This is a genomic window from Microbacterium pumilum (assembly GCF_039530225.1).
GTDB classification, from domain to species: Bacteria; Actinomycetota; Actinomycetes; order Actinomycetales; family Microbacteriaceae; genus Microbacterium; species Microbacterium pumilum.
In genome coordinates this window covers 1,308,251-1,325,791 of record NZ_BAAAOH010000001.1, presented here as the reverse complement: position 1 = coordinate 1,325,791, position 17,541 = coordinate 1,308,251, and the positions used below count along the sequence as shown (strand labels likewise).

8 protein-coding genes are annotated in these 17,541 nt (G+C 68.7%); 3 read left to right on the top strand and 5 right to left on the bottom strand.

Annotated features, from left to right (window positions below):
* The first annotated feature begins 184 nt into the window (after positions 1-184).
* Entirely contained in the window at positions 185-6,655 is a 6,471-nt protein-coding gene (locus tag ABD188_RS05945; RefSeq protein ID WP_344059470.1) for a DUF5979 domain-containing protein, read from the top strand.
* Between the two features lie 31 nt (positions 6,656-6,686).
* Here the strand turns inward: ABD188_RS05945 and ABD188_RS05940 are convergent, their stop codons facing one another.
* From ABD188_RS05940 to ABD188_RS05930, 3 genes are all read right to left on the bottom strand, one after another.
* Positions 6,687-7,454, bottom strand: a complete 768-nt coding sequence (locus tag ABD188_RS05940; protein WP_344059468.1) for a copper chaperone — start codon at positions 7,452-7,454, stop codon at positions 6,687-6,689.
* Positions 7,451-8,998: a tyrosinase family protein gene (locus tag ABD188_RS05935; protein WP_344059466.1), complete on the bottom strand. Its 1,548-nt coding sequence runs from the start codon at positions 8,996-8,998 to the stop codon at positions 7,451-7,453. The genes ABD188_RS05940 and ABD188_RS05935 overlap by 4 nt, the downstream gene beginning before the upstream one ends.
* A gap of 65 nt (positions 8,999-9,063) precedes the next feature.
* Positions 9,064-10,644 (bottom strand): hypothetical protein, encoded by a 1,581-nt coding sequence (locus ABD188_RS05930; RefSeq protein ID WP_344059464.1) that lies wholly within the window; start codon positions 10,642-10,644, stop codon positions 9,064-9,066.
* Positions 10,645-10,809: 165 nt separating this feature from the next.
* On the opposite strand from ABD188_RS05930, the gene dinB reads away from it, so the two are divergent.
* Positions 10,810-12,006 carry a DNA polymerase IV gene (dinB, locus tag ABD188_RS05925; protein ID WP_344059462.1) on the top strand — a complete coding sequence of 399 codons (1,197 nt, stop codon included), beginning with the start codon at positions 10,810-10,812 and terminating at the stop codon, positions 12,004-12,006.
* Between the two features lie 105 nt (positions 12,007-12,111).
* Here dinB and ABD188_RS05920 read toward each other — a convergent pair whose 3' ends face one another.
* Entirely contained in the window at positions 12,112-13,956 is a 1,845-nt protein-coding gene (locus ABD188_RS05920) for a phosphoenolpyruvate carboxykinase (GTP) (protein ID WP_344059459.1), read from the bottom strand.
* An 83-nt stretch (positions 13,957-14,039) separates the two neighbouring features.
* A complete protein-coding gene (locus ABD188_RS05915) occupies positions 14,040-14,549 on the bottom strand; it encodes a phage tail protein (protein ID WP_344059457.1) in 510 nt (169 codons plus the stop codon).
* Between the two features lie 166 nt (positions 14,550-14,715).
* Between ABD188_RS05915 and ABD188_RS05910 the strand changes: the two genes are divergently transcribed.
* Positions 14,716-17,496 (top strand): Ig-like domain repeat protein, encoded by a 2,781-nt coding sequence (locus tag ABD188_RS05910; RefSeq protein WP_344059455.1) that lies wholly within the window; start codon positions 14,716-14,718, stop codon positions 17,494-17,496.
* Positions 17,497-17,541 lie beyond the last annotated feature (45 nt).

Here is a 17,541-nt window from a genome sequence, read left to right as displayed (position 1 = left end):
CTCGGGGTGCAGCGGTGCCGGAGTCTGAGGATCGAAACGGCACCGGTCTTCACCCCGCGGCGGCAGCTCTCGCGAGGCACGCACTGGAATCGGGCTTGTCCAAGTAGCTCACCTTGTGACTGAATGAGACATCGGATGCCGGGGCATCGCAGCACCGCTTGGTTCGTGGGATCGGAAGTCTCTGATGGCGCAGCGCACGGCCCGCAAACGTTTGCGTTCCGTTTTGGCGATGCTTGTCGTGGGCGTGGTGGCGGCATCGTCCGTCCTCTACTCGTCCACGGTCGGGCCTGTGCCGGCCGCGAGCGCCGCCACAGTGAGCCTCGGCACGGTGCAGGGACAGCTCGCCAACCAAGAGGGTGTCGACAACGGCACATCGGGCAACTGCATCCGCTACTCCCCTGCCAACACGTCCACCTCGTCGGGAGTCGTCGCTGCGCCGAACGAGGCTCTCACCGCGCACGGCCGCCCCGGCCAGAGCACCTCGTCGTGCCCCGCGAACCTCAGCACCTCGTCGCAGAGCGCGGTCGGGTTCCGGCCCTCCTCCGTCTCCTCCGTGACCGATGGCGCCCCGTTCCTCATCGGACGGATGGTGCACTACAACAACCCCGTCTATGCCGACGACCGCTACTTCACAGGGGACCTGCGCGCAACCCTCACGGGCTTCGCGAGCCCCAACACGCTGACATTCAACTGGACACTCGATGAGACACCCAACACCGGCGCCGGCAACTGCTGCAACGACATCCTCACGTTCACCAATCAGATCTCCAACGTGACGCTGTCGCAGGGCGGGCTCACGTTCAAGCTCGTCATGCTCGGGTTCATCGGCACGGGAACTTCGACGACCTGCCCCGTAACACCAGTCGGCACTCCGCAGAACGTCTTCTCCACCGTCGAGGGCACCCAGACGCACGCGTGCATGTACGCCGCCATCGCGCAGGAGCGTTCGCTGCGCATCGTTAAGAACGTCGTCGGCAGTCCTCCTGGTGCGCCGTCGTTCGCGTTCACCTCGACATCGACGCTCGACGGCTCTCCCTGGTCCAACAGTGCGTTCAACCTGGCAAACGGAGGCACTGTGCAGCGGTCGCTGGTCAGCGGCAACACGGTGACGGTGGCCGAGACGGATCCCGGCGATGACAGGTGGTCGCTGTCGGCTCTCGTCTGCCAGGAGTACAACGCCGCGGGGCAGCTCGTCACGATCCCCGGCTCGACGAACGTCGCCGCGCGCAAAGTCACGCTGGCGAACGTGCCACCGCCGGCCTACCTGCCCGACCCGTCCATCACCTGCACGTTCACCAACACCTACACGCCGCGGACCACGCTCACTCTCGTCAAGCAAGTCCAGGGGGGCGCCGCCAGTCCGGCGCTGTGGACTCTCACTGCCACCGGAACGTCGGGCGCGGCGGCAGGCACGGTCATCTCTGGACCGTCCGGATCGGATGCCGTCACGAGCAAGCGCGTCATTGCGGGCACCTACCAGCTGAGCGAGCAGGGCACCGGCGCAGCGGAGACCGGGTTCGTCCAGGTCGGGAACTGGACATGCACCGCCGGGGGCACGTCCTACCCCGTGACCGCGACCGGAATCGTGACCCTGCCCGACCTGCCGGCCGCTACGACGGTCACGTGCGCCGTCGTCAACCGGCAGGCGACCGGCTCGCTGCAGATCTCGAAGGTCGTCGACGATCCAGTCGGGGGTTACACGGGTGGCGCCACGAAGACCTTCTCGGGCACCTACGACTGCGGAGCCGGATACAGCGGGACCTTCACGACGCTGACCACGTCGGCGCCCGTCACGGTCAGCGGCATCCCCGCCGGCCGCTCTTGCCTGGTGACGGAGAATCCGCCCACCGGGGGACTCCTGAACGCGTCGTTCGCATGGGGCGCACCTGCCTACTCGACGCAGCCGGTCACGGTCTCCGACCAGCAGACGGCCACCGTGACCATCACGAACCAGGTCGAGCAGCGTTTCGGCACCTTCGCCGTCACGAAGTCGGTAGAAGGCCCCGGCGGATACATCGGCGGGTCGGCGCGCGTCTTCCCCGTCGCCTACTCGTGCACCCTCACGAACGGGCCCACCACCTCGGGCACGATCAACGCGACAACCGCCACCGCCACAACACCGACCGCACCCATCCCGGCGGGCTCCGTCTGCAGCTTCTCGGAGACGCTGACGACACAACCCGACGACTTCGCGGATCCCAGCTACGCCTGGACCGGCAGCGCGATCGCGCCGACCTCGGTCACCATCGGCGACGGCGCATCGACGAGCATCACGGTCACCAACACCTACGCTCGCGAGACCGGCGAGCTCATCATCGCGAAAGTCGTCGACGGCGACGGCTACATCGGCACGGGTGAGCCCTTCGTCGTCACCTACGACTGCGGCGTGGCGCGGGGGCAGGTCACCGTTGCTTCTGGCGGCAGCACGAGTGTGACGGTTCCCGCCGGCAATTCCTGCGCGGTGCAGGAGCAGACGCCGGACCCGGGCCTGCTGTCGCCGGCATACGTGTGGGGGACCCCGACCTGGGCTCCGGGTATCACGGCGATCGTTCCCGCGAACGGCAGCGCGACACTCACGGTCACCAATCCCACCATCGCCGTCTTCGGGACGGTGCGGGTGACCAAGTCCATCTCGGGCGAGACGGCGGGTGTCACGGCACAGGCATCCTTCGACATCGGCCTCTCGTGCGACAACGGCTACACGGCGACCATCCCGGTGGGCGTCGGCGGAGCAGCGACGACCCCCGATCTGCCCGTCGGCACGACGTGCGACATCTCGGAGACCTCCCCGACCGGCGGCCTCATCGACGGTTCGTACGCCTGGGGGAACCCGGTCGTCTCCCCGGCGTCGGTCACGATCACCGATCCAGGGCAGGTCGTGGCCGTCACGGTCGACAACCCCGTCGTGCGTGTCACCGGTGCACTCACCATCACCAAGGCGGTCGTCGCTCCCGACGGCGTCGTCGACCCCGGCCGCGTCTTCGACATCACATACTCCTGCGTGTACGGCGCTGACGCACCTGTCAGCGCTTCAGTTGCCCTGACGGAAGGGTCCTCGCAGACCGTGACGGGTCTGCTGCTCGGGTCGACGTGCACGGTGCGGGAGGACGATGCGACGCTGGTGGCCCCGCCCAACGCCGGCGATCCGTCGTATGTATGGCTGCCGCCATCGTACGACCCCGGGACATCCGTCGTGGTGGAGTCGGCGACGACGCCCGCCGCGGTCACCGTCACCAACACCGTCGACCGCCTCGACGGGACCTTCCGGCTGACGAAGTCGGTCGTCGGCGCGGGGAAGGATGCCGGCTACGACGGCGGCGGGTTCACTTTCTCGGTGGTGTGCTCGCTGGGCGGCGCGACGCTCCTCGACGACATCGCCGTCATTGCGGACGGCGAGAACTGGGCACCTCCTGACGGCGTCGACCTGCCGCTGGGCACCACCTGCACGATCGCCGAGACAGCGACGCCCGATCCGACCTCGCCGGCGTTCGGTTGGGACCCCGTGGAGTTCTCCATCGGCGGAGCGCCCGCCGGAGGCCCCTCGGTGGACTTCGCTCTCAACGACGCGACCGTTCCAGTGCAGATCAACGCGACGAACCCCATCACCCCGCGGACCGGATCCGTCGGGATACAGAAGGACGTGACCGGGGAGGTCGGCGGGCTCGCGGCCGGCGCGACGTTCGTCGTGAACCTGAACTGCGGGCTGGGCTTCGTCTACCAGGTGACCGTGCCGGCGGATGGGATCGCGACGCAGTCGGGCATTCCCGCCGGCTCGACCTGTGTCGCGGTCGAAGCACCGCCCGACCCGTCGCAGCTCGTGGACGCGTCTTATGCGTGGGGACCCCCGGTCTACACGCCCGCGGACGCGACGATCGCGGTGCCCGTCGACGGGACTGCGACGGTCCAGGTCGAGAACCCGATCGAACGCGTGCTCGTGCCGTTGCGTCTGGTGAAGACGGTGGCGGGCGCGCAGGGCGTCGTCGACCCCGACCAGACGTACCCCGTCACTTGGTCATGCACGTACGGCGGATCTTCGTTCGGCGGCTCCGTCGACGTGACCGCCGGTGCGGCCGGGGTCGAGCTCGCCGACGATGTTCCCGTCACCGCGGACTGCTCGGCTACGGAGGGCGACCTCGGAGCACCCTCGGCCGATCCCGCGTTCCGCTGGCTCGCGGCAACGGTGACAGGTGTCACGGTGTCGGCAGGGGGCCCCAACGTCATCACCGTCGCCAACACACTCGTCCGGGACTCCGGCTCGGTGCTGGTGCGCAAGCTCGTGACGGGACAGACGCAGGGCTACGTGAACCTCGGCGGCGGCGCCGATGACTTCACACTGCACGGATCGTGCACCGTGCCCGACGCACCCGAGATCGCCACGCGGTACGCCGATGGAGTCATCGCAGACGGTGGCGAGGTGCCGATCACGGCGTCCATCGGATGGACGTGCTCGGGCTACGAAGACACGCCGTCGAACGACCTTCTCGTCGACTCGTCTTACGCATGGGGAGCCCCCGTCCTCACGTGGGGCCCCGCCGCCGACACCCAACCACCTGCACCCACTCCGGAGAACACCGGCCCGTTCGTGCTCACACGCGATGACCCCACCATCGCGTTCTGGGCGGTCAACCCGATCGTGCGCGTGAGCAGCCCGTTCCAGATCACGAAGGACGTCGTCGACCCGTTCGGCGCGGTCGACTCGGGAGCGACGTTCACCGGCACGTACTCCTGCGTCTACGGAACGGATGCCCCGATCACCGGCGTCTGGTCCCTGGTCGCGGGCGGCACCTTCACCGGACCCGATGTGCTGCTGGAGTCGGTGTGCACCGTGACCGAGGACGACCCCGGCACCGAGGGACTCCCGGATGCCTCGTTCGAATGGCTCGAGCCGACAGTGAGCGACCCCGTCACCGTCGTGGCCGGCGGCACCGCGACCGTCACGGTGACGAACACGGTCGGCCGCCTCTACGCCGGACTCGACGTCGCCAAGGTGCTCGTCGACCCCGACGGCGGCGTTGTACCGGATGCCGCGTTCGCCGGAACCTGGACATGTCTGCTCGGCGACGCGGTGTTCTCGGACCGCTTCGCGGTGACGGCGAACGCCACCGTCACCGCGTTCGCACCTGCCGACGAGCGGGTACCGGCCTCCGCCGTGTGCACGATCACCGAGGACACCCCCGATCCCGCCGACCTGGTCGACGGCTCGTTCGGATGGAACGAGCCGACCTACAGTCCCGACGATGTCGAGCTGACGTCCGGCGAGACGGCGCTGCTATCCGTCGCGAACTCCGTGCACCGCGTGTACTCGAACGTCCGGGTCGTCAAGGCCGTGACAGGACCCGGGAGCGACCTCGTCCCCGTCGATCGGGTGTTCACGGGAACCGTGACATGCGTCTACGGCTCGGATGACCCTGTGGTCGGCACGTGGCAGGCCACCACGGCAGCGGAATGGGAGCAGGGCGGCATCCTCGTCGGGTCCGTCTGCACGGCGACCGAGGACGTCCCGGGGGCGCAGGGCCAGCCCGTCGAGGGCGACCCGTCGTACACATGGGAGCCCGCGATCGTCAGCGGACCGATCGTCGTGACACGGACGAACCGAGCGATTCCCGACGTCGAGCTCGCCCCGCCGATCCTCGTGACGAACCCGATCCGCCGCGTCTTCGGTGAGTTCTTCCTCACCAAGCTCGTGACCGGAAACGTGGAGGGGATTGTGGACCGCTCGCAGTCGTACCCGATGACGTGGGAGTGCGTCCCCGGCACCGGCGACCCGCTCGGCGGTGACTTCGCCCTCAGTGAAGGAGAGCGGATCGTCGTCGGTCCCGACACCGACCCGCCGGTGACCATCCCGGTCGGCTCCGTCTGCACCCTCACCGAGCCGCTGACGACAATGCCCGCCCTGCTCGACGACGCCTGGCACTGGAACGCTCCGGGCTTCACCGTCGAGGGCCTCGCGAGCCAGCCCGAACCCGTCACGGAGCCCTGCGACGACTCCGGCACGCTCCCCTGCCTGGGCGCTCGTGCCGTCGTGATCTCCATGCCGCACCCGCAGGAGGACATCCCCGATCCGACGATCGGCTTGGAGATCATCAACTCCGTCGATCGGTCCGCGGGCGCGTTCTCGGTGCACAAGACGAGCGACCCGCCCACCGGAACCACGATCCGACCCGGTGACGCCGTCACGTACACCATCACCGTGGACTCGACCGGAACCGTGCCCGTGCACGACGTCGTCGTCACCGACGACCTCGCCGCCGTCCTGCCGTTCGGCGCTGTCAGCGCGACGAGCCCGCCGACGGGCACCGCTGCGCTCGTCGACGCGGCCGCGTCGAAGCTCGTCTGGACGATCGGCACGCTCACACCTGGGCAGAGCGTCACCCTCACGTATCGATTGACCGTCGCCGGTGACGCGTGGCATGCGACGATCCGCAACGCCGCTCTGGCCACCGCGGATGTTCCTCCTTCGACCTGCGCCGACCTTTTCGACCCGGCGTGCACGACCGAGCACAACACGCCGCCCAAGCCTCCTCCTCTGCCTCCGACAGGCGGCACGATCGCCGTCGCGGCGGTGTGGGTGGGTGCGGGTCTGCTCATCCTCGGGACCGGCGTCGTCTTCGTCGTCCGGAGTCGCAGACGCACCGATTCCGCGCCCGAGCGCTAGCCGCCATCCTCGGCCGGCTCGTCACCCGAAATCACCTCAGCGCCGCCCCCGCGCGCACACCCCGCCACTCCGGCGACTCGGGTGCGAGCGGCAGTCGCCATCGAGGCTGCCTGGCCGGCTGGTAGCGCTCGGCGGTCAGGATGACGGTCGCGACGACCATGGCGGCGACGTGGAACTCCGGCGCGATCAGCACCAGCAGCATGATGGGGCCGCAAGCGGCCGCGCACGCCCCGCCCGTGATGACGCCGTACCGCCACGCATCCCCGTGCGCGACGGCGCCGAAGACCCGCAGCGTCGGCGCGCGGTGGCAGGCATTGAGGGAGCGCTGCCGCAGCGGCGAGCACTGCCAGATCAGGGTGAGCGCCACCGCGAGCCAGATCGACCCAGCGCTCGCCGCGATCAGCTGCGAGAGCGGCACGACGACGAGCCCCAGCAGCACCCACACGAGGCCATGACCAGCGAGGAAGACGGCGATCGTCGGGAGCCTGCGTCTTCGGAGACTGCCGCGCCACAGGCGGCCGACCTCTCGCAGCAACAGGAGCGGTGTCATCGCGAGGATCATCGCCAGCCACATGGCGACGGAGTGCGGCATCAGCGTCGAACCCACGGTCTGCGATGCGGCATCCATGACATGCGCGGCATGCAGGGTGCGCCCCGTGTCGCCCGCCTGTTCTGCGCCATCGCTCGCGACCGACCACACCAGTGCGGCCCAGCCGATGATGCTGGCGACGAGCAATCCCGGTGCGGGCGGCCGGCGAAGGAGCCCGGAGACACCGCGCAGCCGCAGGCGCGCGCTCATGGCTCGAGCATGAAGACGCTCATCCGGCCGACCATGAAGTCCGCGGCCGCCACGGTCTCGTTCGCCGGCACGAAGCGGACGTCGAGCGCCGCGAGGTCGTCGCCCGACAAGTGCAGAGATTCGACGATGCGGCTGATCTCCAGCACCTGATTGATGCCGCTGCCCGCATTCGGGCCGTTGCGATCGCTCGCGGCCGAGACGCCGAACAGGGACAGGGTGCCTGCGAGGCGGTCCGGGTGTGCGGCGGGTTCTTCGTCGGAGGGCACATTGACGTAGACGTAGTACAACGCGGCGTCGCTCGTTCCGTGGATGCCTTCGAGCTTGAGGAAGACGCGCGGCGGCGGTACCGCACCGTCGGCATCTGCCGCACCGCCGCGGTCGAACCCGCGACGCAGCGACCCCGTCCGCTGCTCATCCATCCTGACGGCGGCGTCGGTCTCGCCGACGACGTGCACGCCGCCATCGCTGGCACCGATCAACTCCGGCGTGGCTTCTGGGGTCATGGTCGTTCCTTCATCCAGATCGACGCCGCCCCCCGGCCCCGCGTCGGGGGGTCCGCCGATGACGGGCCCCACGTCGATCGGCAGCAGCTCGTCGTCGTAGGCATAGTCGAGCGGCAGTGCCGATGTGTCGAGTACATCGCGAGCGGTGTAGGTCCACTCGCCGTCGCTCGTCGGCATGACGAACGGTCGGTCCGCCGGTCCGTCGAGCCAACTCTCGTCCGTCGGGTCATCGTTGACGCGCCGCCAGGAACTCCAGAGCCGATCGATGTTCGCGTGATGCAGCCAGAAAATTGGGTCGAGCGCGGCAGTCAGCGGCGTGGACATCAGGCCGAAGTTGCGCCAGTCATTCGGATCGGCACCCGGGATGCTGCCGCCGATCGCACCGTGCAGGTTGTTGTGCGGTGTCGACTCCAGGCCCCCGTTGGTCGTCTCCGATTCCGGTCCGTGGTGAAAGAGCGTTCGCGGACCGCCGAAACCCGGTGGGATGTCGCCCACCCCGCCGGTGAACTCGATGTCGTCGAGCGCGGCCACCGACACGAGTCCCGGTGCGATGAGGATCGGCATCGTGCCGCTCCCGAAACGCCGTTCGACGCGCAGCGGATTGTCCGTCCCGTCGGGGAGCGAGGCTTCGGCGAACACTTCCGGCAGCTTCCGCGCATCCGCCCGGGTCGGATCGCTGTAGTTCCAATACGGCAGGGCCCAGTCCTCGGGCCCGCCGGCCGCGACGATCGCCTCGCGAGCGACCTGCTCGAACGCGGTCAGGTACCCGCGATGCCACGGCAGGAAGTACCAGCTCTGATGCTGGCACTGGTTCCAGAAGCGCCGCTGGACGCGGGCCGGCGGGGCCGACACATCCGACTCGACCAGCCCGAACTCGATCCACACCGTCGGGTGGACGCCATGGATCGCGCCGAAGAACAGCCAGCTGGTCGGATCCGTGAGCGGGCGGGATTGCATCGCCCTGACCGCGGTCGCGTACCACAGCATCGGTTCCGACCATCCCGGACCGAGCGTGCGCACTTCGCGCCGAACCCGAGCCATCCGCGCCTCCTTCGGCGTCAGCCCTGCACGCAGGATAGGACGTCTGCGTTCGAATGGGAACCAGGTCACGGGTACTGCGGCTTGCCGCCCTTCCAGCCCACCGGATAGCGGACGCACGGCCCACTCGTCGCATCCGTGACGCCCGCGGCGTAGTTGTCGGGCGTCGAGTAGACCCCGTACGGGTCGTAGAAGTAGAACTGGCCGTCCGTGTCGCGGCGCGTCCAGAAGATGTGGAGGTGGGTGTTCGGTCCGCCGCTCCCCTTCTTGCCACCGGGACCTGTGTTCCCCGCCCACGCGAGCTGCTCCCCACGTGCCACCTGCTGACCCACTGAGACGGGGATCGTCTGTGCGTTCGTGCCCCAGTGCGCCGAGTCGAGGTCCCGTGTCGCGGGGTCCTGTGTGTTGCCTGTCTCGAGCAGATGGGTCTTGTAGGCGGCCAGATCGGAGGCTGAGATCCACCCCGCCGTCATCGTGTCGTTCCACGCGGCATCCGCATCGTGATCGGCGCCATCGCGCAGGTGCATGTACATCGTGCGATACGCGTCCGAGACGCCGTTCACATCGTGGCTCACGATGACCGTGTTACCCGACCACTGGTCCCATCCCACGTGGACCACTGTGCCGGCGGCGGACGCCCTGACCTCGAAGGTCGCGTCGCCCTGCGAGTAGTCGCCCGCATGATGCCAGCCGCCGTCGCCATAGCGCCAGATGCCGCTGCGCTTCACGTCGGGGTCGCTGAACGGCAGCGTGAGGAACGGCTCGACCGCCATGAGGTGGCTCAGCCGCGCGTAGCGCGTCGCGCCTGTTGTGTCCTGCACGGGCCAGTGGTACACGTCGCTATGGCCGGTGACGAAGTAGTTGTATGTCCCCGTCGGCATGACCACCTGGTTGAGCGCGTTCGCCGTGCACGGATGCTTCGATCCAGCCGTGTCGACAAGGCGCAGACCCTGCTGCGACCACTCGTGCCAGCGTGCGGTGAAGCTCTCCCAGTCCTGACCGGCCCACAGTCCGTGACCGCCCTGGCCGGGGAGGTAGGCGCCGACCCACATTCGGGTGCGGCCCTGCTGGAATGTGTCGACGCTCACGAGGCGCAGCCCCTGGGCGGAGAGCTCCTTCCATTTCGCGTCGAAGCTGTTCCACGGCGCGGCCCACAGGGCGTGGCCGCCGCTGCCGGTGCGGAAGACTCCGGCGTACTGCGGCGTGCCGCCGATGACGGCGGCCGAGACGCACACGAGGCGAAGGCCGTTCTTCGACAGTTCCTTCCACTTCGCCTCGAAGCTCGCCCAGTTCGCGACCCACAGCGCGTACCCGTCGTTGCCCGGAAGGAACGCGCCCGCATACATCGCGGTCCCGTTGACCTCGTAGACCGCGATGCTCACCAGGCGCAGGCCCTGCTCGGACAGCTCCTTCCACTTCGCCTCGAAGCTCGCCCAGTTCGCGACCCAGAGCGCATGGCCGCCCGTGCCCGCTCGGTAGGTGCCGATGAACTGCGGCACGTTGTTCTCGACAGACACCGAGATGCTGTGCAGGCGCAGTCCGCTCTTCGACAGCTCCTTCCACTTCGCCTCGAAACCGGCCCAGCCGGCCGCCCAGAGGGCATGTCCATCGTTTCCGGGGAGGAAGACCCCCGTGTATGCGCGAGCCATGTCGCACCTCCGTCCACCGGGCTCCGGGCGAGCCCGTTGGATGGAAGAGCGCCGTCACCCACCGGATGATACGAAGCGCAGCGCGCCGGGCAGGACGCGGGCGAGCCCCCGCATGTCGCCGGTGCGTGCGACGATCCGCAGGACGGATGTCGGCGGGAGGACGGGATGCGGGGCGAGGCGACCGTGCTGCACGCGGATCTCGACGCCTTCTACGCCTCGGTCGAGCAGCGCGACGCGCCCGAACTGCGTGGCCGGCCGGTCATCGTCGGCGGCGGTGTCGTGCTGGCAGCGAGCTACGAGGCGAAGGCCCGCGGTGTGCGCACCGCGATGGGCGGGCGGCAGGCGCGCGAGCTGTGCCCGGATGCCGTGATCGTCCGGCCGCGGATGGATGCCTATTCCGCGGCCAGCCGGGACGTGTTCGCGATCTTCCGCGACACGACACCGCTTGTGGAGGGGCTCTCCATCGACGAGGCATTTCTCGAGGTCGGCGGTCTGCGACGCACCTCAGGGACGCCTGAGCAGATCGCGGTGCGATTGCGTGAGCGCGTCCACGCCGAGGTCGGATTGGCGATCTCGGTCGGCGTTGCGCGAACCAAGTTCCTCGCCAAGGTCGCCAGCGCGGTCAGCAAGCCGGACGGGCTGCTCGTGGTCGAACCGGAGCGCGAGCAGGAGTTCCTGCTCCCGCTGCCGGTCGAACGGCTGTGGGGAGTCGGCGCCGTGACCGCCGAGAAGCTGCACCGGCTGGGCATCAGCACAGTCGGGCAGCTGGCCGAGCTGGAGGCCGCGACCGCGGAGCGGCTGCTGGGCAAGGCGACGGGCGCGCACCTGCACGCGCTCGCCCGGCTGCGGGATCCGCGCCCGGTCGACACCACGAAGCGCCGCGGGTCGATCGGTTCTCAGCGCGCGCTCGGGAGCCGCCCGCGTTCGCCTGAAGAAATCGACGTCATCCTCACCCAGATCGTCGATCGGCTCGCCCGCCGTCTCCGCGACCGCGACCGGGTATGTCGCACGGTCGTGCTGCGCCTCCGCTACGGAGATTTCGCCAAGGCCACCCGATCGCGCACCATGCGCTCCGCGACCGACCGTACCGCGGTGCTGCTCGCCCTCGCACAAGGACTGCTCGCCGCTGCGCAGCCGACGATCGCGGAGCGCGGGATCACCCTGATCGGCGTCTCGCTGTCGCAGCTCGGACGGGCCGACAGCATCCCGCCGGAGCTGCCGATCGACTGGGACGACGGGGCGCGCCTCGACACCGTGCTCGACTCGGTGCGCGATCGCTTCGGCGCGGCGTCGGTCGCCCGCGCAGCGCAACTCGGTCGCGATCCGGGCTGGTCCACGCCCCTGCTGCCGGAACACGAGTGACGCCCGACACAGACAGCGGGGTGCGGACCTGCGGAGCGGTCAAGGAGCCCCCACCTCAGTGTCGGGTGGCGCCCGATGGAGCGCTCATCGCAGAGCGTTCAGCGATCACGTCGGGTCGGCGTTCATCTCCCACTGTTTCGGCGAGCGCCAGAGTGCGCTCGTCGTCAGAGATCGGATCATTTCCATTTCTTTGGGCAGCCGGTTGTAGAGCTTCATGAAGAGTTCCTCCACATCCAGGAGTTCAGCCGTCCAGTCGCGGCGGTTGATCGCCATGCAGGCGAAGAAGTCTTCTTCGGAGAAGTCGAGGCCGTCCCAGGTGAGGTCTTCGTAGCGCGGCATCCAGCCGAGGGGGCTTTCGATGGCGAGCGCTCGGCCGCGTGAGCGGGCGACGATCCACTCCAGGACGCGCATGTTCTCGCCGAACCCGGGCCAGAGGAAGTTTCCCTCTGCGTCACGACGGAACCAGTTGACCTGGAAGATGCGAGGAGCGTTGCGGACGTTCCGGCCCAGTGCGAGCCAATGGTTGATGTAGTCGCCCATGTGGTAGCCCGAGAACGGAAGCATCGCGAACGGATCGCGGCGCACGACTCCCTGCTCCCCGAACGCAGCGGCGGTGGTTTCGGAGCCCATGGTCGCCGCCATATAGACCCCGAACGCCCAGTTGAAGCTCTGCGCGACGAGCGGGATGGTGCCGGCGCGACGGCCGCCGAACACGAACGCCCGGAGCGGCACGCCCTGAGGGTCGTCCCACGATTCGTCGAGCGCCGGGTTCAAGGTCGCGGGCGAGGTGAACCGGGAGTTCGGGTGTGCCGCCTTCGTTCCCAAGCCGGGGGTCCAGTCGTTTCCCTGCCAGTCGATCGCGTGCGCCGGCTTCGGCCCGTCCATCCCTTCCCACCACACGTCCCCGTCGTCGGTGAGTGCGACGTTCGTGAAGATCGTGTCGGAGCGGATCGACTCCATCCCGTTCGGGTTCGTCGCGTATGAGGTGCCGGGCGCGACCCCGAAGTAGCCCGCCTCCGGATTGATGGCGAACAGCGTGCCGTCGTCACCGGGTTTGATCCAGGCGATGTCGTCGCCGACGGTGCTCACCTTCCACCCCTGGTCGGCGAACGTCGGCGGCGGGACGAGCATCGCGAAGTTCGTCTTGCCGCACGCGCTCGGGAAAGCCGCCGCCACGTACGTCTTCTCCCCCTCCGGGTCCGTCACCCCAAGGATGAGCATGTGCTCGGCGAACCATCCGTCGTCGCGGGCCATGGTGGACGCGATCCGCAGCGCCAAGCATTTCTTGCCGAGCAGCGCGTTGCCTCCGTAACCGGACCCGAAGGACCAGATCTCGAGCGTCTCAGGGAAGTGGACGATGTACTTCTCGCTCGGATTGCAGGGCCACGCGACATCCTGCTCACCTTCAGCCAACGGGGACCCGACGCTGTGCATGCACGGGACGAACTCACCGTCCGCGCCGAGCACCTCGGCGGCGGCACGCCCCATCCGCGTCATGATCTTCATGCTGACGACGGCATACGGGGAGTCCGTTATCTGCACACCCAGCTGCGCGATCGGTGAACCGAGCGGGCCCATACTGAACGGCACGACATACATCGTGCGACCGGCCATCGATCCCGTGAACAGACCGCGGAGGATCGGCATCATCTCCTTGGGGTCCATCCAGTTGTTGGTGGGACCGGCATCCTCTTCACTGCGCGCACAGATGAACGTGCGCTCCTCGACCCGGGCCACGTCGCTTGCATCGCTCCGCGCGAGATAGCTGCGCGGCCGCTTCTCTGGATTGAGCCGGATGAAGGTGCCCGCGTCGACGAGCTGCGTGCAGAGCTCGTCGTACTCGGCATCGGAGCCGTCGCACCAACGGACGTTCGTCGGGGTGCACAGTTCGACCATCTCTTCCACCCAGGCGACAAGCCCGAGATGCTGGATCCAGTCCGGTACGCTCATGACCCCAGCATGGCTCGCCCTCCACTCCCGCGCCAGACGATGCTCTGCTGTTCCGGCATCGGAGACCGTCCGCCGGCTCTGACTCAGGACCGCGACGGGTAGATGCCTGTCAATGCGATGCACCAGTTCAGCACCAGATAGGGCTGCATGTTGGCGTGCGGCTGACCGGACCCGCCCCCGCCGATCATGGCGGCGCTCATCGCCAGGTCAGCCGTCGTGCCGTACGAGGATCCGCCGGCGGTCAATGCCGGGAGGGCATCGGACGGATTCTTCGTGGTGGCCGAGGACGATGCGGCGACGGTGTGGCTGTGGGGTGGCAAGGTCGCAGCGGTGAGTGTCACCGTTTCGGTCCCAGCCAGCTCGCCCTGCGCGTAGTTCGCCAGCCCCGGGCCCTGCCCGAATGCGAGCGGGACTCTGCCGCGCAGGTCGGGAAGCGCGAACGTGGTGACCCCGTCACCCCCGTACGTGGTGCCCAAGAGCGAGAACAGGGCGGTGTTCTGCTGGATCGACTGCAGCTGCCCATTGCACAGCGCCCATCCCTGCGGGGCGAAGGTGAAGCCGAAGCAGCGAATCTCGCCGATGAAAGGGTCCATGCATTCTCCTGTGGTCGAGAGACGAGTCTCCACTGATGAGGGATGAGGCCCTTGGGGTGTACACGGCACCCATCGCAGTCATAGTGTGCCCTCACAGGACATAGTCCGCCAGACCCCGCCGTTCGGCAGGTCGGTGACGCGGATCGCTACGAGGGAGTGGCAGACCATGGCCGGATCCGACACCACGCGCGGAGTGGTGGCGCGCCGACGGATGCAGCGACGCGGGGCCGCAGCATCCATCGCCGCCGTCCTCGCCGTGCTCGCCGGTGCCGTGGTCGCACCGTCGATGGCACAGGCCGACGGACCTACGACGTTCACCAACAGCGCGGCGATCGCGATCCCCGCGACGGGGTCGCCCGACCAGATCGGTCCCGCCAGTCCCTACCCCTCCGCCATCACCGTGTCGGGCATGGCGGGGGCGGTGACCGCGGTGCAGGTGGTGTTCCACGGCCTGACCCACTCGACGCTCAACGATGTCGATGCGATGGTGGTCGCGCCATCCGGCCAGAACCTCGTGGTGCTGTCAGACATCGGCGACCCCGCCACCCTCGCGTTGGCCAGCAACGCCACGCTCACCTTCGACGACGCTGCAGCCGCCGGCGTGCCGGCCGGCAACGTCCCGACCGGCACCTACCGTCCCACCAACGGTGGAGCAGCGGAGTCCTTCCCTGCTCCCGCTCCTGCGCCCTCCGCGCAGACGACGCTGGCGGGTGCCTTCACCGGCATCAATCCCAACGGCGTGTGGCAGCTGTTCATCGTCGACGACGCCACGGGGGACGTGGGTTCGATGGCCGGCGGATGGAGCCTGGTGATCACGACCGAAGTGGCGGCCGCCGCGACGACCACCGCTGTGACCACATCCGGCTCGCCGTCGGCGACCGGAAGCCCGGTGACCTTCACGGCGACGGTGAGCGCCTCCGGCAGTCCGGTGACAACCGGCACCGTAGCCTTCACGGCGGATGGCGCGCCGATCGGCACAGTCGCCGTCAACGCCTCCGGCGTCGCGTCGGTGACGACGAGCGCCCTCGCCGAGGGCACCCATCCGATCGTCGGGACCTACTCGGGCAGCACGGGATTCGTGACGAGCAACGGCTCCGTGTCGCAGCGAGTGGACAACGCGACCGTCGTGACAGGCAGCACCTACTGCAACACCGGCCCGCTGACGGTCCCGGCCAACGGGCCTGCGGTCCCTTACCCGTCGAACATCACCGTGTCGGGGCTGACCGCTCCCGTCACCAAGGTCACCGCGACGCTCAACGGTGTCTCGCACGCCGTCCCCGTCGATCTGGATGTGATGCTCTCCGGCCCTGTACCGGCGACCAACCTCCTGCTGATGAGCGACATCGGCGGCACGGCTCCCGTCAGCGGGTTGACGGTCGTCTTCGACGACGACGCCGTCGGCTCGGTGCCGACACCGCTCACCTCGGGGACGTTCCGGCCCACGGACGATGACTCTGCGACAGCGGATGCCGCGTTCCCGGCGCCTGCGCCGATCGTCAGTTCCGCGACCACCCTGGCGACGTTCAACGGGGCGGCCGGCAACGGCGTGTGGAGCCTGTGGGTCGTCGACGACGCCACCGGGGACTCGGGTTCGATCAGCGGAGGCTGGTGCCTCACCTTCACGACCGCGAGCCCCACGACGACCACGTTGACCTCGGATGTGAACCCGTCCGCCGTAGGTCAGGCTGTGACGTTCACCGCCACTGTCACCTCCGGCGGCGCACCCGTCACCACCGGCACGGTCGCGTTCTCCGACGGCGGCACCCCGCTCGGCGCGAACGTCCCCGTCGACGCGGCGGGCACCGCAACCTTCACCACCAGCGCCCTCACCGCCGGTACCCACCCCATCACCGCGACCTACGCAGGCACACCCGCCTACACCACCAGCACCGGCAACCTCGACCAGGTCGTCGAGGCCAACGCCACGTCCACGGTCCTGGTGTCGGATGTGAACCCGTCCGCCGTAGGTCAGGCTGTGACGTTCACCGCCACTGTCACCTCCGGCGGCGCACCCGTCACCACCGGCACGGTCGCGTTCTCCGACGGCGGCACCACGCTCGGCTCGAACGTCCCCGTCGACGCGACGGGCACAGCAACCTTCACGACCAGCGCTCTCACGGCCGGAACTCACCCCATCACCGCGACGTACGCCGCCACTCCCGCGTACGCCACCAGCACCGCCAACCTCGACCAGGTCGTCATCCCTCCGGTCGTGGTCGTCGCGGATGCCGGCGGACCTTACTCGGTGGCCGAGGGAGGAAGCCTGACGCTCGATGGGTCAGGATCGACCCCCGGGGCGGCATACGAGTGGGACCTCAACGCGGACGGAGACTTCACCGACGCGACCGGGATGAATCCGACTCTGACCTGGCTGCAACTCGAGGGACTCGGAATCGATGACGGTCCGTCAACGCGTATGGTGACCCTGAGGGTGACGCTCGGACTTGAGCAGGACACGGACACCGCCGACCTCGACGTCGCCAACACAGCGCCTGGCACAGTCGTGACAGGGGCGCTCACTGCGACGGTCGGGGTGCCGTTCACGATCAAGGTCGGTGCGGACGATCCCTCCTCCGCCGACATGGCGGCGGAGTTCGACTACACCATCGATTGGGGCGACGGGTCACCGGTTGAGGCCGTCCCCGGCCCCGCCGACCCGCCGGTGACGCACACGTACACGGCACCTGGCACGTATTCCGCGTCGTTCACGTCGACGGACAAGGACGGCGGGACCGGCGATCCGCTCACCGTCCAGGTGGTCGCCGACGCCGCGACGCCGACGCCGCCGCCGACACCAACCCCGACGCCGACTCCACCGCCCGGAGAACCGCTCCCACCGACCGGCGCGGACTCCAGTGGCCCGGCTCTCGCAGCCGGCCTCCTGATCGTCCTCGGAGCGTCGATGGTCGCAGCCGGGAGCAGACGTCGGCTCTCACGACGCACCTAGGCGGACTCCAACCCGAGGACATCCCCAAGCAGAGGAGACCCCGTG